At 43.4% G+C, this 20,771-nt stretch carries 21 protein-coding genes and 1 pseudogene; 10 read left to right on the top strand and 12 right to left on the bottom strand.

The window, feature by feature from the left end; translation table 11 throughout:
* Positions 1 to 73: 73 nt before the first annotated feature.
* Together C9J12_RS30455 and C9J12_RS12675 are read left to right on the top strand one after the other, a co-directional pair.
* Positions 74 to 220, top strand: coding sequence for a carbohydrate porin (locus C9J12_RS30455; RefSeq protein WP_146150085.1), 147 nt, complete (start codon positions 74 to 76; stop codon positions 218 to 220).
* A gap of 69 nt (positions 221 to 289) precedes the next feature.
* Positions 290 to 856: a DUF2913 family protein gene (locus tag C9J12_RS12675; RefSeq protein ID WP_107243050.1), complete on the top strand. Its 567-nt coding sequence runs from the start codon at positions 290 to 292 to the stop codon at positions 854 to 856.
* A gap of 218 nt (positions 857 to 1,074) precedes the next feature.
* Here C9J12_RS12675 and C9J12_RS12670 read toward each other — a convergent pair whose 3' ends face one another.
* Both C9J12_RS12670 and C9J12_RS12665 read right to left on the bottom strand, forming a co-directional pair.
* Positions 1,075 to 2,259: an MFS transporter gene (locus C9J12_RS12670; RefSeq protein WP_107243049.1), complete on the bottom strand. Its 1,185-nt coding sequence runs from the start codon at positions 2,257 to 2,259 to the stop codon at positions 1,075 to 1,077.
* 73 nt (positions 2,260 to 2,332) lie between these two features.
* Positions 2,333 to 3,001 (bottom strand): SDR family oxidoreductase, encoded by a 669-nt coding sequence (locus tag C9J12_RS12665; protein WP_107243048.1) that lies wholly within the window; start codon positions 2,999 to 3,001, stop codon positions 2,333 to 2,335.
* A 118-nt stretch (positions 3,002 to 3,119) separates the two neighbouring features.
* On the opposite strand from C9J12_RS12665, the gene C9J12_RS12660 reads away from it, so the two are divergent.
* Entirely contained in the window at positions 3,120 to 4,043 is a 924-nt protein-coding gene (locus tag C9J12_RS12660) for a LysR family transcriptional regulator (protein ID WP_107243047.1), read from the top strand.
* A gap of 126 nt (positions 4,044 to 4,169) precedes the next feature.
* Here the strand turns inward: C9J12_RS12660 and C9J12_RS12655 are convergent, their stop codons facing one another.
* The 10 genes and pseudogenes from C9J12_RS12655 to agaR (C9J12_RS12610) form a co-directional block, all read right to left on the bottom strand.
* A complete protein-coding gene (locus tag C9J12_RS12655; RefSeq protein ID WP_006229926.1) occupies positions 4,170 to 5,024 on the bottom strand; it encodes a tagatose bisphosphate family class II aldolase in 855 nt (284 codons plus the stop codon).
* On the bottom strand, positions 5,015 to 6,208 hold the full coding sequence (gene nagA / locus C9J12_RS12650) for an N-acetylglucosamine-6-phosphate deacetylase (RefSeq protein ID WP_107243046.1): 1,194 nt from the start codon (positions 6,206 to 6,208) through the stop codon (positions 5,015 to 5,017). The genes C9J12_RS12655 and nagA overlap by 10 nt, the downstream gene beginning before the upstream one ends.
* Complete coding sequence (agaF, locus tag C9J12_RS12645) at positions 6,198 to 6,638, bottom strand: PTS galactosamine/N-acetylgalactosamine transporter subunit IIA (RefSeq protein WP_107243045.1); 441 nt, start codon at positions 6,636 to 6,638, stop codon at positions 6,198 to 6,200. The genes nagA and agaF overlap by 11 nt, the downstream gene beginning before the upstream one ends.
* Before the next feature lie 76 nt (positions 6,639 to 6,714).
* On the bottom strand, positions 6,715 to 7,602 hold the full coding sequence (gene agaE / locus C9J12_RS12640; RefSeq protein ID WP_107243044.1) for a PTS N-acetylgalactosamine transporter subunit IID: 888 nt from the start codon (positions 7,600 to 7,602) through the stop codon (positions 6,715 to 6,717).
* The gene (gene agaW, locus C9J12_RS12635; protein ID WP_006229922.1) at positions 7,592 to 8,368 is read right to left on the bottom strand and encodes a PTS N-acetylgalactosamine transporter subunit IIC; all 777 of its coding nucleotides are present in this window, start codon (positions 8,366 to 8,368) and stop codon (positions 7,592 to 7,594) included. Before agaW ends, agaE begins: the two co-directional genes overlap by 11 nt.
* 17 nt (positions 8,369 to 8,385) lie before the next feature.
* Positions 8,386 to 8,859: a PTS N-acetylgalactosamine transporter subunit IIB gene (agaV, locus tag C9J12_RS12630; RefSeq protein ID WP_006229921.1), complete on the bottom strand. Its 474-nt coding sequence runs from the start codon at positions 8,857 to 8,859 to the stop codon at positions 8,386 to 8,388.
* Positions 8,860 to 8,902: 43 nt separating this feature from the next.
* The gene (locus tag C9J12_RS12625; RefSeq protein WP_107243043.1) at positions 8,903 to 10,060 is read right to left on the bottom strand and encodes an SIS domain-containing protein; all 1,158 of its coding nucleotides are present in this window, start codon (positions 10,058 to 10,060) and stop codon (positions 8,903 to 8,905) included.
* Positions 10,060 to 11,364: a D-tagatose-bisphosphate aldolase, class II, non-catalytic subunit gene (locus C9J12_RS12620; RefSeq protein WP_107243042.1), complete on the bottom strand. Its 1,305-nt coding sequence runs from the start codon at positions 11,362 to 11,364 to the stop codon at positions 10,060 to 10,062. Before C9J12_RS12620 ends, C9J12_RS12625 begins: the two co-directional genes overlap by 1 nt.
* 8 nt (positions 11,365 to 11,372) lie before the next feature.
* Entirely contained in the window at positions 11,373 to 12,149 is a 777-nt protein-coding gene (gene agaR / locus C9J12_RS12615) for a transcriptional repressor AgaR (RefSeq protein WP_006229918.1), read from the bottom strand.
* A 383-nt stretch (positions 12,150 to 12,532) separates the two neighbouring features.
* Positions 12,533 to 13,328, bottom strand: a pseudogene (gene agaR, locus C9J12_RS12610) (transcriptional repressor AgaR).
* A gap of 495 nt (positions 13,329 to 13,823) precedes the next feature.
* Between agaR (C9J12_RS12610) and C9J12_RS12605 the strand changes: the two are divergent.
* From C9J12_RS12605 to C9J12_RS12575, 7 genes are all read left to right on the top strand, one after another.
* The gene (locus tag C9J12_RS12605) at positions 13,824 to 14,702 is read left to right on the top strand and encodes an N-acetylneuraminate lyase (protein ID WP_227876351.1); all 879 of its coding nucleotides are present in this window, start codon (positions 13,824 to 13,826) and stop codon (positions 14,700 to 14,702) included.
* A complete protein-coding gene (locus tag C9J12_RS12600) occupies positions 14,696 to 15,607 on the top strand; it encodes an ROK family protein (protein WP_107243039.1) in 912 nt (303 codons plus the stop codon). The genes C9J12_RS12605 and C9J12_RS12600 overlap by 7 nt, the downstream gene beginning before the upstream one ends.
* Positions 15,607 to 16,821 carry an enolase C-terminal domain-like protein gene (locus C9J12_RS12595; protein ID WP_107243038.1) on the top strand — a complete coding sequence of 405 codons (1,215 nt, stop codon included), beginning with the start codon at positions 15,607 to 15,609 and terminating at the stop codon, positions 16,819 to 16,821. Before C9J12_RS12600 ends, C9J12_RS12595 begins: the two co-directional genes overlap by 1 nt.
* Positions 16,822 to 16,878: 57 nt before the next feature.
* A complete protein-coding gene (locus C9J12_RS12590; protein ID WP_107243037.1) occupies positions 16,879 to 17,808 on the top strand; it encodes an NAD(P)-dependent oxidoreductase in 930 nt (309 codons plus the stop codon).
* Between the two features lie 70 nt (positions 17,809 to 17,878).
* Entirely contained in the window at positions 17,879 to 18,844 is a 966-nt protein-coding gene (locus tag C9J12_RS12585; RefSeq protein WP_107243036.1) for a sialic acid TRAP transporter substrate-binding protein SiaP, read from the top strand.
* Between the two features lie 82 nt (positions 18,845 to 18,926).
* The gene (locus C9J12_RS12580; protein WP_107243035.1) at positions 18,927 to 19,448 is read left to right on the top strand and encodes a TRAP transporter small permease; all 522 of its coding nucleotides are present in this window, start codon (positions 18,927 to 18,929) and stop codon (positions 19,446 to 19,448) included.
* 9 nt (positions 19,449 to 19,457) lie between these two features.
* On the top strand, positions 19,458 to 20,723 hold the full coding sequence (locus tag C9J12_RS12575) for a TRAP transporter large permease (RefSeq protein ID WP_107243034.1): 1,266 nt from the start codon (positions 19,458 to 19,460) through the stop codon (positions 20,721 to 20,723).
* The last annotated feature ends 48 nt before the right edge of the window (positions 20,724 to 20,771 follow it).

Raw genomic sequence — 20,771 nt, 5'->3', positions numbered from 1 at the left:
TTTGGCTAAATTCTCAATCACTAATTGCTGCTGATAGCGTGCAGATACTCGTCTGCAGTGCCTTGGTTTTGCCGTGAATTGGTCAGAGCCTAATGAAGATGCCTTTGGCGATAACGAGTACATTAATATCACTCCAGATGTTCAATATATTAAAAATACTGCGTTGTCGTCTGATTTAAATACTTGGTTAGTTGGCATTAGAGCAAGCATTGCGATCTAATGTTAGTTAGACATATATAAGCCGTCGGTAGTATGATGATTTGGTCCTTAAGGTTTCAACGGAACAGAAATGAACTCAACGCTTCTTCTTGATATAACGACCCATGCTTTATTGCACATTGAATTTTGTAACCTTGATAAAAAACTAACCATTGCCGATCGAAACATCAAACTAAATCAGTTTCTTAAGCGAGCGATTAAATCCAATCGTTACAAACGCATTAAAAAGAATATTAAACAGTGGTTAATCACAGCTAAACTAAACGACGGATTGGAATCGTTACTTTTGTCTGAGCAGATGAAACTGATTGAAAATTGCTCAACTGATATGCACCGCTTTGTTGAACTGATCAGCATGGTCGAATCTCAGCTAACCACAAAGGTTCAGTTCGCTAATGCACGTGAACTTGATTTACAGGCTCGGTTTGGTCAAGTACTCGTTTGTGTGATTGAATCTGACCTACAAGCTATTTTCGATGAAGAAGGGTTGATGATCAAAACAACTCAAATCCTATTCATCGGTTCACCAGAGTATAAAGATATATTTTCAGCACAGATCGATAAAAGTGCTCACTTCCAATCAGTTCTTGCTTACGAAGACGAAACGCATTTACGAATTGAACTTTGTCGATTTTAATCCCTTTTTATTTTCAGAACAGATACTTATTATTGCTTCCTGCATATTCAGAAGTACTTCAAGGCGAGCATTTTAGTCTTTATAGACAATGGCGGTGTTTTCAAGCGTTTCTCTGATGTATAAAACCCACTAATTCTTACTACTCGTAAAAATTAGTGGGCTTAGCTTTTTATTCTTATAGAATTACATTATTTTTCATTATTAATTAGTGGGTTACCTTAGGTAAGGTTGGTTGCTAATTCACCTTGTGTTTTTTCACGTCTGTTTGCTTTAGCGATGAACAGTAAGCCAATTATTGGAACAATGACTGCCGCGAAAGGGATCATGCCAGCGCCGAGTTGGCTATCAAGTACCATGCCGCCGAGGAATCCACCAAACGCATTTGCTAAGTTAAAGGCTGAAATGTTCGCGGTTGCTGCCAGTTCTTGACCTTCACCACCATGATTCATCACTCGAAGCTGCATAGCGGGTACGTTTGCAAACGATGCAATACCAAATACAAACGCGGCGACGACAAACAAAATCTTGTTATCAACGACCAGACCGACAGCAACCAACGAGATAATCATTGCAACAGCCCAGAACATAGAGGCTTTACCAAGGTTTTTGTCGGAAGAACGACCACCCAGTATATTACCAATGATTAAGCCAACTCCAACAATAACGAGAATCCAAGTAACGGCCTCTTCACCGTAACCCGTCGTGTGCATAGCGATAGGAGCAAGGTAGCCATATAGCGTCATGAAACCAGACCATGATAAAGCAGTAATCGCTAAGCTAATTAATAGCATGGGATTTCTGAAAGCCATAAGCTGGGTTTTAATGTTCTTCGCTTCACCATGACCCGTTGATTTGATAGACGTTAGAATTGAAACCATTGCGACGGCACCGAATGCGGCAACAGTAAAGAATGTGTTGTGCCATCCGAACTGCAAGCTAATCCACGTGCCTGCAGGAACCCCCAGTACATTAGCAAGAGTCAGACCTGCGAACATCTGCCCAACAGCACGACCTGCCATTTTCTCTGATACTAAGTTGGTTGCGACAACAGCGCCAATGCCATAAAACGGACCTTGTACAAGACCTGCAATAACGCGGCTAACCAATAGTAAGTTATAGGTGGGTGCTAACGCTGACAGTATATTACCGATAATAAACAGTGCCATTAATCCTGTCAGTACAATCTTCTTATTAAAACGGGCTAAATAAATGGTTAAGATTGGACCGCCGATAACAATGGCTAATGCGTAAGCACTGATTAAGTAACCAGCCTGACCTTCAGTAATAGAGAGTGACGTTGCTATCTGAGGAAGAATCCCCGCAATAACAAACTCTGCGGTGCCGATGGCGAATGCCGCGAGTGTTAAAATCCAGACCTGAAATGGCATTTTTTCTTTTTTCATGATTGATTATCTCTACTTATTTTTCGATATTGATGGGCGTAAGTTTGTACGCCCATACGTTATTTTTTATGTGTTAGTTGACTAAAGCGCCGCCATCGACATCGATGATTGAGCCTGTCATGTATTGATTTGTGATAGCCATGACGTAAGCCATCGCAATATCTGAAGCCTCACCAACTTTGCCTGCGGGTAAATTACGTTTAGCGTTTTCATACATCGCTTCACGCGTTGTTTCATCCATGTTGTTATAGGCCGTGGTCATTGTGAGACCCGGGCTGACAGCGTTAACGCGAATAGGTGACAATTCTTTAGCTAGCACTTTTGTCACGGCTTCTAGAGCGGCATTAATGGCTGTTTTTGTGTAAGTGTTGGCAACCACTTTGCGTGAAAGCATTCCCGTTGTAAGCGTGATAGAACCATTAGGTGTCATGTAACGAACCGCATGCTTCGCGACATTAATTGTTCCCCAGAATTTGGTATCAAATGCTTTTTTTGCATCATCAATGGCGACATCTGTCACCTTTCCGGCAGGAGCGTATGAGCCAGCGGTAACAACAAGGTGCTCGAAAGGGCCAATGGATTCGAAGTAACAATGCACCGCTTTTTCGTCACTGATATCTAGCCCAGTTTGTCGGCTTGCAACGTGGACAATATTCTTGCCATTATCGAAGTGTTTCGCGACGGCTTCCCCGATACCTGATGTGCCGCCAATGATGACGTACGTTGTTTTTTCCTGTTTCATAATCCGTTCCTTTTCGTTGTTCTTGTTGATGGTTGCCATTATATTCATTCGTATTAATTTGATAATTGAGTAAAATACGAAATCATTATTCGGTTAATCTGAACAATAGAGGTGAGACGTGGACAAGTTTTCTGATATGGCAATGTTCGTGAGCATTGTGAAGCATCAAGGGCTAGCGGCTGCAGGGCGTGATCTTGGCCTTTCTCCTGCAACTATGACGGCAAGGCTTCAGGCACTTGAAGAAAGATATGGTGTGAAGCTTCTTAATCGAAGCACAAGGCATGTATCACTGACAGACTCTGGTGAGCTCTACCATAAAGCCTGTATTGAGATATTGGATAACGTCAGTGAAGCTGAAAACCTTATCCAGAATGGCGTCAAGGAAGTGAAAGGCTCATTAAAAATCGTTGCACCAAAAGATATCGGTAAACAATACATTCTTCCTATATTGTCTGAGTTCTGTAAACGGTATCCAGATGTTGTGCCTTATCTATACTTGGACGATCATATCTCTAATATTGCTGAATCAGGTATGGATATTGTGATTCGATATGGAGAGCTTGCAGATAGCAGTTTAATATCACGACGATTGTCACCAAGCCGACGAGTGCTATGCGCATCACCTGAATATTTAGCAAAGCATGGAACACCATTAAAGCCACAAGACCTAGTTAATCATGATTGTTTGGCAATGCTTCGTAGTAATGAGGAGCTAAAGACATGGCATTTTCAGGAGAAAGACAAGAAGAACGCAATCACCGTTGTACCGAAGCGGTTTTCAGATGATGGTGAGGTAATTCGATATTGGGCATTAGAAGGAGTAGGGATCGCGCTTAAATCTGTTCTAGACGTGCAAGCTGATATTAATAACCTGCGTCTTGTTACGATCCTTAATGGATACATGAAGAATTTCAACACATCGATGTCTGTATCAAGCGCAGATTTGAATGTCGTTTACATTAGTAAGAAGTATCAGCCTAAACGCATTAGATTATTCTTGGATTTTCTTTTTGAAAGATTTAGCAGCATGACCAAAATATGAGGGTAAAGCTTTTTCCTTTGAGTTATTTAAGGTAGATATTTTCAAAAAGGTTGCCTCGCGAAGAGGCAACTTGTAAGAAGGTTTCTAGGGTAGATTTCACCGATTTGGTGTTGTTGTGGTATTGGTTTAAAGTTTGCCTTCACTACCACACATACGAATTTTATCGATAACGACTTGCTTCATCGCCGCTTTACCTGGCGTGATGTATTTACGAGGGTCATTCGCTTCTGGGTTCTCGGCAAAGTGCTGTTTTACTGCATTGGAGAATGCGATTTTTAATTCAGTAGCAACATTTACTTTGCACACCCCAAGATCGATGCAGCGTCTTACCATGTTATCTGGTACACCTGACGCACCGTGTAATACTAATGGAATATCAACGACTGCTCGAATTTTTTCTAAGCGAGAAAAGTCGAGCCTTGGTTCTGCTTTATAAAGGCCGTGAGCGGTACCAATAGCAACGGCGAGGGCATCAATACCTGTTCGACGAACAAATTCAGCCGCAGAAGCCGGGTCTGTCATGAGTGCATTGGCGCTATCAACGATCAAGTCATCTTCTTGACCACCTAAGCGCCCTAGCTCTGCTTCAACGCTTGCATCGTAGCGATTACAGTGTTCAACCACAGAACGAACGATATCGATATTTTGATCAAATGCGTAATGGGAACCATCGATCATAACGGAACGGATGCCGTGCTCAACTTTGTGGATAATGTCTTGACGATCTTCATGGTGATCTAGGTGCAGCACGAGTGGCATTGAGTGTTTATGTGCAGCTTCTTTACAGATGCTGATCAAGTAATCGGTACCTGCATAATCGTATGTACCCGGAGTGCCTGCAAGAATTACAGGCGATCCCATTTCAGAAGCAGTTTCAACAATTACTTGCACTGTTTCAAGGTTATGGATATTGAAAGCAGGAACTGCGTAACCGCCAAGTTGAGCGCGTTTTAACATTTCACGTGAAGAAATTAGATACATAAAGCCTCCTGATTGGGAATTGAAACCGCATCAAATACTAGACGCCCTTTCACCCATGTTTTTAAAATGATGAAATCTGAACTCAGTGCGACCATAGAGGCGTGCTTGCCTACTGCGAGTGTGCCGAGTTGATCTTGAATACCTAAAGATTTTGCTGGCGTAAGTGAGGCCAACAGCCACGCTTGCTCAAGGGATAGGTTGAGCCAGCGTTGAATATTTTGAACAGCCATTGGCATGGTTAACGTACTGCCTGCTAAGCTACCTGAATCGGTCATTGCAATGCCGCCTTGCACCGTGACAATGAACTCACCGAGTCGATATTGCCCATCTGGCATGTGCGTTGCGCACATGGCGTCAGTGATCAGTGTTAATCGAGATTGGCAGCAACGATGCGCCACATCGACGGCGGTTGGATGCACATGGTGACCGTCTGCAATGATTTCGACGAAGCTATTTGGATGACAAAGTCCTGCGCCCACTACACCAGGATCACGATGATGTAATCCGCGCATTCCGTTATAACAATGCACAATGCCATCAGCTCCAGCATCGAATGCGGCTTGAACTTGATCAAAACTCGCATCAGTATGGCCAAGCATCACTTTGATACCCTGTTGTTTAAGGTGCTGAATCGCCTTTAGTGCGCCTGCTTTTTCTGGCGCAAGCGCGACGGTAATCAGCTCGCCATCACTGTAAGAGATCCAATTGTCGATCTCTTCAATAGATAGAGCGCGAAACCATTCGGTTGGATGAGCTCCTTTGTGCTTTTCAGTAAAGTAAGGTCCTTCGAGGTACGATCCCAAAATTGAGGCACCATCGACGCCTGTGTGTTTACTTTTTGCGATTTGTTGAAGCGCTGCGCGAATTTTTGCTACGGGTGCGGTCACTGTTGTTGCGACAAACCCTGTGACCCCTTGGCTCGCGAAAAAACGTGACATGTGATTAAGGCTGTCATGGCTTGCGTCCATCACATCGCAGCCTTTTGCACCGTGAACGTGGCTATCAATCATGCCGGGTAGTAAGCTCACATTGCCTAAATTGGTGATGTCACTGTGCTTACTCACGCAATAGCTTTCAATGGCTGCGATAGTGCCATCGGCTGCGACAGAGACGACACCATCGTTTAGCCACTGCTCGTCTTTTAATACTCGCGCTGCACGATAATGTTGGTGGTTAGATCCCATCTTCTGCTACCGCCACAGATTTTTCTGATTTTAGTGCCATTTCAATAGTCAGTGAGGTGATACCTCTACGACCGCATTCCAACGCTTGCTTAGGGAATTCAGCAATGGTGAGTTCGTCACGCTCAAGTAGCATTTCAGCTGCCATTTGCATGTTGGTGCCTGTAATCACTTCGATGTCTTGGCGCTCTTGGCTCAATAGCGAAGCGGTACGAAAAGGGGTTCCACCCAGTAGGTCGGTAAGGAAGACAATGCCGTCATTCGAATCTAATTCGTTAATGGCTGTGCGCATTGCCGTTTCAAGTTGCGGTGTCGTCATATCGACAGGAAAATCAATGGCTCTAAATTGATCTTGTTCACCGATGATTTGATGAATGGCTTGCTCGATTCCGGAAGCGAAAGCACCGTGTCCAGATAGAATTACAGCAATCATGTAGCATTCCTTTTTTGGAGCCAAACACGCTGGCCCCATAATGGTTTATTGATAATATGTGAGTGACTTAATCTACTTATAAGAAGCCCATGAAACGCCCAGCAACACCCAGTGTCACAGTGATACCAATAAGTTTTATTGGGCTCCAACCACGTTTCACTAACGCATACATTGCGAGGGTGTAAAGCAATGGTAGAAATGCTGGCATCAGTTTATCGATAACATCTGCCTGCAATTTAACTACTGCATCACCAGCTGTGATTTCTGCGGTTGTTGACAGGCGAACGTAGGTAGCAACCAGTGCGCCGATCACCGTCATACCGACAACAGAAGCTGCGTGGCCAACTTTCTTGGTGTTTGCCTTAATCATCGGGATGGCTGCAACACCCATACGGTAGGCATAGTGAGCAAGGCCGAAACGGAGGCCAAAATGCACAACGTTAAAAAGTACGATGAAGAACACAGCACCCATTATGGATCCTTGCAACGCAAGGTCAGCGCCAATACCTCCGCAGATAGGTAGTAGGGTGAGCCAGAACATTGCATCACCGATACCGCCCATTGGTGCACCAACGGCAATTTTGGTACTTTGGATACTGCTGACGTTCTGCTTAGAGCGTTCCATTGCCAGCACAATGCCCATCACAAAGGTCACCAAAAATGGGTGCGTATTGAAGAAGCCCATGTGGCCTTGCATCGCTTTAGAAAGATCCGCTTTATTGGTGTGGATTTTCTTCAGTGCGGGTAATAAACCGTAAAGCCAACCTGATGCCTGCATACGCTCAAAGTTAAATGATGCTTGCAATAACAAAGAACGCCAAACCATGCGGTTGATGTCTGATTTGTTTAACTCTGCTCCAATTTCTTTGTTTTCATACTCATCTTGAGCGGCACTAGGAGCTGGTTGTACATCGGCAAGTTGGGTTGTACGAAGGTCAAGTTCGTTACTTACATTAGATTCCATCTTCAAGATCCTCAGCAGGTGCAGTGACAGGTGTAGGTTCAGATTTACGCATGAAGTCAATTACCGCCATGGCTGTTGCTGCAGCAGCAATTGCGAGGATGGGTAGTTGAAGCCACGCAGCAGCAACAAAACCTAGAATAAAGTAAGGGATGTAGACGTTTTTCATCATGATTTTCATTAGTACCGCGAAACCAATCGCTGGCATGATGCCGCCTGCTACGCCTAAACCGTCGACAAGCTCTTTCGGTAGGGTTTCAACAATGGCTCCTGCGTGTTCTGCGCCAAGGTAAACGGGTAAAAATGCACATAGGAAATAGAAGGTACCGAGTACTGCTAGCGCAAAGTAGTTGACGCGCTCGATGCCGTCAGTATCAGCGTTTTGTGCATACTCATCACATTTAGACATTACTGCTGACATTGCTGAGAACAGGAGTGTGATACCCATTTGTACCGCGACCGCGAAAGGTACAGCTACACCTACCGCCACGTTTGGCTCAACGCTGGTGCTGATTGCAAAAGTGGTACCTACGATCGTACCGATAATCACGTTAGGTGGCTGAGCACCAGCTAGAGGGGCTAGACCCATCCAAATTAGCTCTAACGTCCCTCCAACTAAGATACCGGTTTGCAAGTCGCCTAGAATGAAGCCGACCAGAGGCCCTAATACGACAGGGCGGTGAAAGTGGGTTAAGCCATTGAACAAGTCAAGGCCAGCAAAGAAGGCTAAGATGCCGAGCATCAATGCCTGTAAGAATCCTATTTCCATTAGTATTGTCCTTTTTATCAAATAAGAGTAAAGAGGTCGGTAGCACCTTCAGTGGGTACACCTTGTATTGTGCAATTCACCCCTAGTGCTTTTAGCTTTTCAAATTCCGTTATATCTTCAGCATCAACTGAAACAGTTTTATAAATTTGTTTTTTCCCTTCGGCGTAGTGCATATTGCCGATGTTGATCTTGGTGATAGGCACACCTCCTTCGACCAATTGACGGAAATCGCGAGGCGTACGACAAACTAATAAAATACGCTGGCGGTCGGCGGCTTTGTGAATGGTGTTGATGGTTTTTTGCACTGTCCAAAAACGGATGGCAATGCCATCAGCCAGTACCATTTCCATTAGGTTTTGTTGAATTTCATCGTTCGCGACTTCGTCGTTAACCACGACAACAATATTTGCGTCAGCAAAACCTACCCATTGCACGCCTACTTGGCCGTGGACTAAGCGTTCATCTATTCGACTTAAAACGATATTTGGCATTGTATTGTCCTTTTTAAATGCGGTTACTTGTTAAATGGGTAGGTTATTTTTTGTGTGTATAGATAGTGACGCCTTGTACCACACGGTTTACTTCGCCTGTTGGGCATGGGTTATCAGGGCCAAAACCTAACTGGAGTGATTTCTCAAAGGCCAACATTTGGCAGAACAAGATGTATGGGAAACAGAGCCATGCATCGCCTAGCCCAAGATGACCAAGTTCAAATGCCCCTTCGCCATTGATTGCACTCTCACTTAACGCAATATGGCGCAGTGCGAGTTGGTCTTTGCTGATCTCGTTGTAGAGGTCGGTGTCGTACAAGCGGGTGTATTCATCACTTGAGAAAAACTGAATCACCAATGCTTTGTCGTTGATGGTAAATTTAGGTCCGTGACGGAACCCGAGTGATGAGTCAAAAGTCGTCATCACTTTGCCTGCACTTAGCTCAAGCGATTTCAGAGAGGCTTCACGTGCTAAGCCAGAGAAACCACCACTGCCGAGAACAATTAAGCGCTCATAAGGTTCGGTTGCGAGTTGTTTAATCGCTTCTGACCATTGAGATAATTTGTCTTCACAGAGCTGAGCGGTTACATCGATTTGGCTGCGCCACAGTTTTGGCATATCACCACTCAGTAAGGTGAGTGTAGCCATTAACATGCAGCTAAAGCTGGATGTCATTGCAAAGCTTTTATCGTTGGTGCCTTCAGGCATTAACATGCAATATGCATGACTTGCATCTTGAGCAAAATGAGAAAGCGCGCCTTCACTATTGCAGGTTAAAAACAGGTGGTAGCTTTCGTCGATAAACTGATCAACAAGTTCAACTGCCGCCACACTTTCAGGGCTGTTACCTGAGCGCGCGTATGACACTAAAAGTGTTGGTCGGCTTGAGTCTAAATATTGCTCAGGGTTGGACACTAAGTCTGTTGTTGGAATCGATTCAACTTGGAAGTTAAGCCCAGCCTGAATGAAAGGTACTGCAGCATCACCAACGAAGGCAGATGTGCCAGCGCCCGTTAAGATAATGCGTAAATCAGAGCGTGATGTGAGAGGAGATAAGAATGCGTTCACATCGTCAAATTGCTGTTCCAATATCATGCCAAGCTCACGCCATAACCTTGGTTGTTGGTTAATTTCACGTGCGGTATGAATACCATTGCGTTGTTCTAGCCATTTATCTTGGTAGTTTAAAAATGTTGTCATCAGATGGTCTCCTTGCTCGCCACGTTGTTGACATAACAAGCGTTGGAATAGACGCTTGTCACTTCCATGATCTTGTGAATGACGATGTCAGCTGGCGTATTGTCAATAAGTTGTTGGGTAATCGCTTTAGCTTGATTAGGTAAGTACTGGCTAAGCAACGTGACAGGTAGTGGGTTTGCTGTTAAGTGTTCAAACAACGCGTGTTGTGCGGCTTGCACATCTGGATGTGTCCAGTAGTAACGAATGCGATCGCTTAAGCTGTAGTTGCAATCAAGGAATTGTTGGTGGCCTTTGCTTAGGTAATATGAACGCCAGTAATCTGGTTGTTCGTGCATTACTTGTTCGATGGTTTCGCGTAAGTGGGAAGCGTGGTGAGTGCCTAGCCATTCTTTCTCAGCCCGGTCTAAACCGAATAGGGCTTCACGAAGAGCAAATGTGAGGGCAGGGCCGACTTTTAAGATGGCAAAATGGTCTTCAACTAATTGTTGGTAAGCCGCTGGATTTTGATAATCCGTCGAGTGTGCCTCAAACACAAGGTAAGGCTGTTTTTCAATCATCTTACTGAGCGGTTTGGCTGCTTGGTGCTGGTAGTGATGGATCGAGTGGTGATCAAACTCAACCCCTGGTTGAACAACAAGGCCAATAACGCGAGGCCAAACATAACCAAGTCCAAAGTCACTAAAGGCTTGATGGTGAGCATTCAAAGTGGTGATGGCTTCTTCTGGCTTAGTAACTTCAACACCTTCGTCTAACGACTCCAGCGCTCCGCCTGGTGTTGGAACCTCTGTACCAATAACATAAACAGGTGCTTCCCCATCTATTGCTTGAAATGCTTGTTCGGCTGCTAAACAGAGTTTTGCAGCACGCTCTGCCATAATATCTTCGCTTAACGGCGTAGTGTCGTCAGCGCATGGCATTGAGCAATCAAGATGAATTTTCTTAAAGCCCGCGGTGACATAGTCGTGGACCATTTGTTCCGATAATTTCATTGCATCTTCTGCTGAAAGGTTTTGCCAGCAGTTAGGGCCCAAGTGGTCGCCTCCTAGCACAATATTTTTAACCGGAAAGCTCAGTTGATCTGCAAGTTTGAATACACGCTCAGTAAAGTCTTTTGGTGTCATTCCTGTGTAGCCACCAAATTGATTTACCTGATTTGATGTCGCTTCGATCAGTACCAGTTGCTTGTCTTTCGCGGCTTGTTTTAGTGCTGCTTCAATAACCAAAGGGTGAGCAGAACATACCGAATAAATTCCAGTTGCCTGTCCTTGCTTATGTTTTTGTATTAATGAAAGTAACGATTTCATGATCTTTCCTAGTTAACAATTTGGTCTGCAATAATGACGTCAACACCCAGCTCAAGCAGTGCTTGATGGGTAGCGTGAGGAATTTGGCTATCGGTGACTAAGACATCGATTTGGCTAGCCGCTCGAATCATGCAGAAGCTCTTGCGGCCAAATTTACTTGAGTCAGTAACAGCAATAACTTGGTGAGCAACTTCGCACATTGCACGGTTAATTTGTGCTTCGTTGCTATCGGGAGTGGTGATGCCAGCACTTAGATCAAAGCCATCAACCCCTAAGAAAAGTTTGTCGAAGAGGTAGGAGCGAATTTGTTGTTCACCATGTGAGCCGACAAGTGAGCACGATGCACGGCGCAAGCTTCCACCAATGACATGTAGATCTATATTTTCAACGCCACTGAGCTGATAAGCCGTATTTAGAGCATTGGTCATAACAACTAATTGTTGCTTGTGCGTGAGATATTGCGGCATTAATCCGATAGTTGAACCAGAATCTAAAATAACCGCTTCACCATCGTTAATGAGATCTGCTGCAGCTTTAGCGATACTTTGTTTAACACTGCGATTAAGTTGATCTTTACGGTACAAAGGTTGATCAAAGGCGAAGTTAGGGTTAAGACTAGCCCCTCCGTAACAACGGAATACGCATCCCTCTTTTTCCAATAAGTTGAGGTCATGTCGGATCGTGACTGCAGAGACATTAAACAAGTCGACAAAATGGTCGACTTTGCTTGAACCATGTTGGCGAATGTGAATCATGATTTTTTGTCTGCGTTCTACGCTAGTCATGCCTTAACCTCATCTTTTGTTTTATTTCGTTATTGAGTTCGAAATGTTTCGCTTTCTTTTGATTTGTATTAAAGCAGGGCAATGTAAATAAAAATTAAAGCTAGATCACAGTGGTTGTTCTTTCGTTTTTAAGTGTAAATCCCTTTCGGTTTACTTAAACCGAAAGTGTTGCCTTTCGTTTTTGTAGAAGAGTAATAGACCGAAAGCCTGATAGAGCTTGGATTGAATGAAATGAGAATCGAAAGTGATGGTGTGAAAAGGATGAAATTGGGGATTTCGGAGTGTTATCTGCGTGAGATCACAATTTTGTGTTTTACCGAAAAAACGAGGAGTAAAATATAAAGCTACAAACCTCGTTTTATTGTTTTCTCTTTGATTTATTATTAATCGATGATACGAACATCAACACCCATTTGGATAAGCTCAGTGTGATAATGTGGTGGAATACCACTATCGGTGATCAGTATGTTGAGCTGATCTGGACGAGCGATTAAGCAAAAGCTTTGACGACCAAATTTAGAGGAGTCAGTTAAGGCAATAATTGTTTGAGCGGCTTCAACCATTTTTCGGTTTATGTCGGCTTCGCCTTGATGAGGCGTTGTTATACCAGTATTGATATCGAATCCATCAACACCAATAAACAGTTTATTAAAACGAAAACCAGTAAGTAGTTCTTCGCCATTACTACCGTGAAGTGAGTAGGACTTTTTACGTATAGTGCCACCCGTGACCATAACGTCAATATCGGGCTGGCTAGCCAACTGATAAGCGATATTAATACCGTTTGTCATTATTGTAAGTTGACGTTTGTCTTGTAGATGGTAAGCAATTTGTTCTGTTGTAGATCCTGAATCGAGGATCACAGTATCACCATGATTAATTAATGATGCCGCGTAGGCACCAAGACGTGCTTTTATATTGCTATTAATTTTTTTCTTGTCATTTAGTGCCTGGTCAAAGGTAAATAGATCATTCAGTAAAGCTCCACCATAACAGCGTGTCACACAACCTTTCTTTTTTAAGTAATTAAGATCATTACGAATAGTTACCGTTGATACTTTATATTTTTGAGCAAGTTTGTTCCACGTCTCCTTTGTTGTGCGTTCTAATGTGAGCAAGTATTTCCTCACGTCTTTGCTTTGCGGTTATCTTTTTAATATTAGATTCAGTAATGCACATAGAAAAAACAGAATATTACAGATTAAACTATCCTGTACGAAAAACACGTAGAATCATCTTCAGTTCTCGTATGTAAGATAAGTTTTATCAATGGTAGTGTAATAACTAATTTACTTAAATGTGTAGGTAGATGCAAAGGGACTAACGCTGTATTGTCGTATCAGAACAGGTTTATTTTTCCCATGATCACCAGCTCAAAAGGTACGTTAATCTATAACAACAGACGCTTAATTATCCTTCACTCTTACTCATAAGTGTTTTGGCAGCTTTGTTATGAAGCCGCCTTTTCTTTTTAAATCCCCCTATATAATTTACACGTGCGAAATAACCCGCATTGCTTATTAATTCAACTCTTCCTGCCATTAATTCTACGGTAATCACATAATCTGTACTTATTTTCTACAGCCTCTTTGGTTGTGAATTCAATCACAGAAAATGACACTGGTATAACAGCATACTAGGCACACCAAAACTTAGTCCTCTGTAATTGGAAGTATGATGAATTTTTCAGGTTTATACGCAGCAACACTGACTCCTTTTAATCTCGATGAAACGATTAACCATGATGACTTGGCATCGTTAGTGAAATTCAACTGTGAGAGTGGCTTAGACGGTTTATACGTGGGCGGCTCTACAGCAGAAGCTTTTCTTTGTTCTACCGAAGAGCGGATTCAGACCCTTGAGCTAACAGCAGAAGCTGCGACTGCAGATATGACGTTAATCGCGCATGTAGGTGATATCTCGACGAAGAAAAGTGAAATTTTGGCGCGCGCAGCAGGGGCGATGCCTTATCAAGCGATTTCAGCGGTCACGCCGTTTTACTACCCGGTGGCATTCAATGAGCTGAAGAAGCATTACAGTGATGTGATTCAAGCTGCGGGTAAACCCATGATTGTTTATAACTTCCCAGCTTTCGCGGGTATGAATCTATCGGGTGAGCAAATTAATGAATTGTTGAATATTGATGGTGTTGTCGCTCTTAAGCAAACGTCTGCCAACTTATACCAAATGGAACAAGTTACTCGTCAAAACCCTGAGAAAACAATATTTAACGGGTTTGATGAAATATTGGCTTCTGGCCTTGTTGCAGGTGCAAATGGTGGTATTGGTTCTACTTATAATATTCAAGCACAGCGAATGATTGATATCCAAGCCGCAATTTTCACGAATAATGCGCAGCAAGCAACAGCCTTGCAACGTGAAGCGAATGTGCTGATTGATGCCTTAGTCGGTACAGGTGTGATTCCTGGCTTGAAATATGTTTTGAAGCAAAAAGGAATTATTCAAAACGAGCATTGCCGTCGTCCATTGAATGTTGTGACTGATGAGCACAAAGCCACCTTGAATGCACTGATTGAGGCGGGTGTATGCTAATTGGCCTAGACATAGGCGGAACAAAGATTGAAGGGGTCAGCCTTGACCCTTCAACGTACACCCTGATCAATAAGGTCAGGGTAGCGACGCCAAAAGATAACTATGCTGCTTTTCTTGATGCGGTTGTATCAACCATTGAAGCGTTATCAAGCGATCAAGCACCTATATCGGTGGGTATTGGTTGTTGCGGTTCGTTGAGTAAAGATACACAGCGTATGCAGGGCTCCAACTTGTTATATCTCAATGGTGAAGACTTCATTGGAGACTTGAAAAAATACATCGCCTTACCGATTACGATTGCTAATGATGCAGATTGTTTAGCTATTTCTGAGTTTAAATCCGGTGCGGCAAAACATGCTGAAAATTCTTGTATTGCCGTCATTATCGGTACGGGTTGTGGTTCTGGCATTATCATTAATGGTGACGTTGTAACTGGCCTAAATAACTTGGGTGGCGAGATGGGGCACAACCCATTGCCCGGCTATAAGCAAGAGCAAGATGGTGAAGCGGTTACTTGCTATTGCGGGTCAACAAATTGTATCGAGTCGTTTTGTTCTGGTACGGGCTTTGAGCGTACCTATGCTGCCAAGCATGTGCTGTTAAAAGCTAAAACTATTTTTGAACAAGCCGAACAAGGTGATGCAGACGCCTTGCAGCATATTGATACCTATACCGATCAACTAGCGCGTTCACTGGGTAGCATTGTGAATGTCATTGACCCAGAGGTTATTGTGCTGGGAGGTGGTATGTCTAACCAAGGCTGTATTTATCCTTTGGTACAAGACAAATTGAGCCGTTACACCTTCAGTAAAGCGGTGACCACCCAAGTGGTGAAAGCGGAACACGGTGATTCTAGTGGTGTGCGCGGTGCAGCAATACTCCCTCAGCTAAAAGGATTGGTCTAATGGCGAAGATCGTCAATGTTCGTCCAGTATTATTGAGTGCGCCTTACGGGTTTGAAGGCTGTGCAGAGAATGCCTTGCATTTACCGAATGGTATTCGTGGATGTTCCATGGTCGAGATCACCCTGGATAATGGTGTAAAAGGGCTGGGAGAAGGGTATCTGGGTGTTTTTGCACCGGATGTATTTACCAGTATTGCACGCTTGGTTGGCACTGCTATTACGGGTGATGACATCAGTAATGGTTACGGTGCTGTGTTGGCAAAAGCCAAAACTGTTACAGCATATTGGTCGTTACAAGGTGCGGCGCAGCATGTTATTTCGGCAATCGAAATTGCATTGGTGGATGCCTTATCCCGTGTACGTGAGATCCCAGCAGTAGAGCTGTTCGGTGGTAAAAAAGTAGAGTCAATTGCTATGTATGGGTCTGGAGGGGATTCATTACATCCGCAATATATGGCGCAAGAGCTTGAACAGCTTGCACAGCGTGGTATTCAAACGATCAAAATTCGCGCGCGTCATCATCAAGCGGCTAAAACTATTTGGACCATTGAAGCTGGTCGTCAATATGGTATTCGTGTTGCTGTTGATATGACACAGAATCTCTCGATTGAGGGGCAAACTGCCGAGCAAGTACAAGCTTTTTGCGACCTTATTCAGCGTGAAACCGGTGAAGAGTTGGTGTTTGTTGAAGAGGGCTTAGGTCTAGACAAACTGACCCAACTGCCTTTGTTAGCTTTGCAAGAGGGCATAGCGGTTGCTGGTGGCGAAATTGTGACCACTAAAGAAGAGTTGTTCGACCGTATTGATGCCAATTATTACAACGTGGTGCAACCCGACGCTTCTGTTTTAGGAGGGATTGGCGACACGATTGCCGTTTGTGAATACGCCCAGCAACGTAGCGTGAATCCTGTTGTGCACTCTTGGGGGGGACCAGTTGCGATGATGGCGAATTATGTAGCGGCGTTTGCCACAGGGTGTTCATTGATTGAATATCCGATGCCTCATTTTGAACTACGTAATGCCATGTGTAATCTCGAGCCTCGCATTAGCGATGGCCACTTTCATTTAGGTGATGATATTGGCTTAGGTGTCACGTTAACCGATGATATTGAAGCCAAATTCCTTTATACCAACGATGCGCTGTACCACTGTTTTCCAATGGAAGATGGCTTACAACAATTAGAAGACAGTCATCGTCATTGGGTGAAAGCGTAATTTAGCCACTCAATGTGAACCTCCGTTATTGAATGCGCCGATTAATCGAAGGGCCTTATGAACATTTATATTCATCCTGTATTGAACGAACGTGAAGCGAACTATTTAACACAGCAACTCTCAACTAACGTGATTTGTCATTTTAATGATGGCAGCAATGAGTTTAAAAGAGCCAAAGATGCCGATATTGCTATCGGTAATATTCCAACAGATTGGATCAATGATATGCCGTGCCTGACAACCATTTTATTGGACTCTGTCGGGACTGATAATTTTAATGGTTATGACTGGCCACAAAATCGCCATATTACAGTATGCAATCTACAGGGCTTCTTTTCTGCTCCTGTTGCAGAAGAAATTGTTGCGAATGTCTTGAGTGTTTATCGTCAACTACCTGCATTGCAGACAGCTAAAACGTCAAGCGTCTGGGAAAAAGATGCTATCCGTTTTACTAAACGTCTTGTCGGTGAAGCTGACATCTTGATCTTGGGGTATGGCAGTATTGGTCAGCAAGCGGCTGCCTTGTTCGACGCTTTTGGGGCGACTATACATTGCTTTGACACTACAGCTATGAAAGCAAAAGGAAAGAATGGTTTGATTGAAGCAGTGGCGCACAGCGACATTTTGATATCAACCATTCCAGCCACGGATACCACATATAATCTGCTGGACCGTGAAGTGTTCAACAAGATGCGTGCTGGAGCTATGGTGGTTAACGTAGGTCGAGGTCAAGTCGTGAATGAAGATGACTTGGTAGCAAAAGCGCTGGCAGACAGTACATTTACTGCCTGTTTAGATGTCACGAAGCAAGAACCGCTACCTGCTCATTCACCGTTATGGACAACACCGAATATACACCTAACCCAACATACAGGTGGTGGGTGTGGTAATGAAAATATAAAAAAAATCGATGTGTACGTAAGACAAATTCACCGGATTTTCGACGGTGAACAGTTAGAACATGGCGTATTTTTTGTGAAGAATTAATACGCAGTAAGAATAGTTCTACCTCTACAACAATAACGAGAAACACTCTACATACTAATAAGGACATAATATGAAAAAGCTCTTTACTCTAAGCATGGTTGCCACTGCATTATTTGCTGCAAACGTGTCTGCTGAAACTCAATTGAACGTGGGTTTTAATGAAGCTTACAATAGTCCGATTTACCACGGCATGGTAAAGGCGGCTGATGAACTGAAGGCGATTTCAGGCGGAGAGATGACATTACGCCTTTATGCGGGCGGGCAACTTGGCAACGTACATGAAATGCTAGAGCAGGTGTCTTTAGGTGAGTTGGATATGTCGATGCAAGTTTTTGGTGGCTATGCGCAATATCTGCCTCGTCTTGGTGCTTTAGAAACCGCTTACCTTGTACGTGACTACAAACACCTTTCTGCCATTTTCAACAGCCCTTGGGGCATGGACGCGCGTCAAGAACTCGAAACTGAATTTAATCTTAAGCCTATCGACAGTTGGTTCTTTGGTATACGCGAAACTAGCTCTAACCGTCCAATTAATTCCATTGAAGACATGAAAGGTATGAAACTGCGGACTCCAAACGCTAAAGCTTTGATTGACTACGCTAAAGGAGTAGGGGCGATTCCATCTCCTATCGCTTATGCAGAAGTGTATCTTGCACTACAAACCAATGCCGTTGATGGACAAGAAAACCCAATTTCATCTATCGAAGCAATGAAGTTCTACGAAGTACAACCTTATCTCGCAATGACTAACCACGTGGTGCAAGACCAAACAATTTCTATTTCGGGTGAACGTTGGAATGGTCTTTCTAAGCAAGAGCAAGATTGGCTGATAAAAGCCTTAGCTGTTGGAGGGGAAGAAGCAGAAAAATTGATTATAGCGAGCACAGATAAAGACTTAGCAACGTTTAAAGAAGCAGGTGTGACAGTTACTTATCCTGACTTAGCCCCATTCCGTGTAGCGATGAAACCGTACTACGCCCAATTAAATAAGCAGTTTGGTGAAAACTTCACACAAACATTGATCGATACACAATAACGATACCTGGTACAGCAGCTCAATCATACAGAGTAGGGTGGTAAGCATATGATGTTGCTGCCCGTTTAATGGTGATGGAAAAATGAAAAACCTCATAAGAAAAATGGAACTGATGGAAAAATACATTTCAGTTTCACTGTTTATTGCAATGTTATTGGTACTGACGGTTCAGATTGTGAGTCGCTATTTCTTTTCAATTGCAATTCCTTGGACTGAAGAGCTTTCCCGATGGTTATATATCTACATCATTTTTGTGGGTGCAAGTGAAGCAGTGTCGCGTAGAGATCATATTGCTATCGATATAGTGCCAAACCGTTTGAGTGAATCTGCGAAACACGTATTAGATATTATGATTCACCTAATATTTGCAGCTACCTCTGTTGTCATTGTTTATCGTGGCTATATATTCGCTCAACGTATGGACCGTCTAGGTTCTATTACCATGGATGTACAAATGTCTGTCTTGTATATGGCAGTACCGTTGGGTTTCACTCTGATTCTGATTAAATCGTTATTGAATATCGGCACCTCTGTCGCGGCATTACAGGATATGCGCGTGAACAAAAAGCAACTTTCCCCATTAATGAAAATTACGGATAAATAGGGATTTATTATGTTAGGTATTTTTTCGGGCTGGGGAGCATTGTTGGCTGTCGGTATGCCTGTCGCTTTTACGCTGTATGTCGTCTCCATTGCTTATTTACTGTTGAACTCGGGAATTGCACTGTCCCCACAAAAAATCATTTCTGGTTTGAATTCATTCCCACTGCTGGCTGTGCCTTTTTTCATCTTCAGCGGGTTATTAATGAATTCGGCAGGTATCACCGACAAGATGTTCAACTTTGCCCGTAACTTAACGGGTCACTTTACGGGGTCATTAGGCCATGTAAATATCTTAGCGAGTTTGTTGTTCTCGGGTATGTCAGGATCTGCCCACGCTGATGCTGGTGGGTTAGGGCAGCTTGAAATTAAAGCTATGCGTGATGAAGGCTATGATGATGGCTTCTCAGGTGCAATTACTGCAGCATCAAGTGTTATTGGCCCGTTGATGCCACCGAGCATTCCAATGGTAATTTATGGTGTGATGTCTGGTGCATCTGTTGGTGCTTTATTCTTGGCGGGGATTGTACCTGCATTGTTATGTACCGTAGCCTTAATGGTGATGGTTTATATCATTGCGAAAAAGAAAAACTACAAGGTTTACCCGCGTGCGTCGATGAAGATGATTTTCTCTTCATTTAAAGAGGCATTCTTGGCTTTATTGACACCAGTGATTATCATTGGCGGTATTTTCTCGGGTATTGTTACGCCAACAGAAGCCGCTGTTGTCGCTTCATTGTATGCCATGTTTTTGGGTTTCTTTGTTTACAAAGAATTGACGTTTAGCACCTTGGTACGCTTGATTCATGAAACTGTAAATACTTCAGCTGTTATCGGGTTTTTGATTGGTGGTGTGAGTTTATTTGGCTATCTGATTATCAAAGAAGATATTCCAATGAAAGCTGCCGAATTATTTTTGCAGGTAACAGATTCACCAATAGTATTTTTGCTAATGGTTTCTGTGATGTTATTCATTTTGGGCGCATTCATTGAAACCTTGGCATTGCTGCTGATTCTGGTTCCTATTTTGTTACCAATTACTGTTCAGCTGGGTATAGATCCTGTGCATTTCGGTGTGGTTGTAGTCTTGAACATGATGCTCGGGATTTTGACACCGCCGATGGGAGTATCACTATTTGTGGTATCTAAGGTCGGTAACATCCCTTATGAAGTCTTAGCGCGTTCAGTGATTGTGTTCTTAATTCCTCTGATTGCCGTTCTGTTGCTGATTATCTTCTTCCCGCAACTCGTGTTGTTCTTACCTAACATGTTGCTATAAGAGATAAATAGCTTTAACTAGCCAGAAAATTTACCCCTTAAGCTCACC

It is taken from the genome of Photobacterium frigidiphilum (assembly GCF_003025615.1).
In the GTDB taxonomy this organism is placed as follows: domain Bacteria; phylum Pseudomonadota; class Gammaproteobacteria; order Enterobacterales; family Vibrionaceae; genus Photobacterium; species Photobacterium frigidiphilum.
Note: the sequence above shows the minus strand (reverse complement) of the source record. Positions and strands in the feature narration are given on the sequence as shown.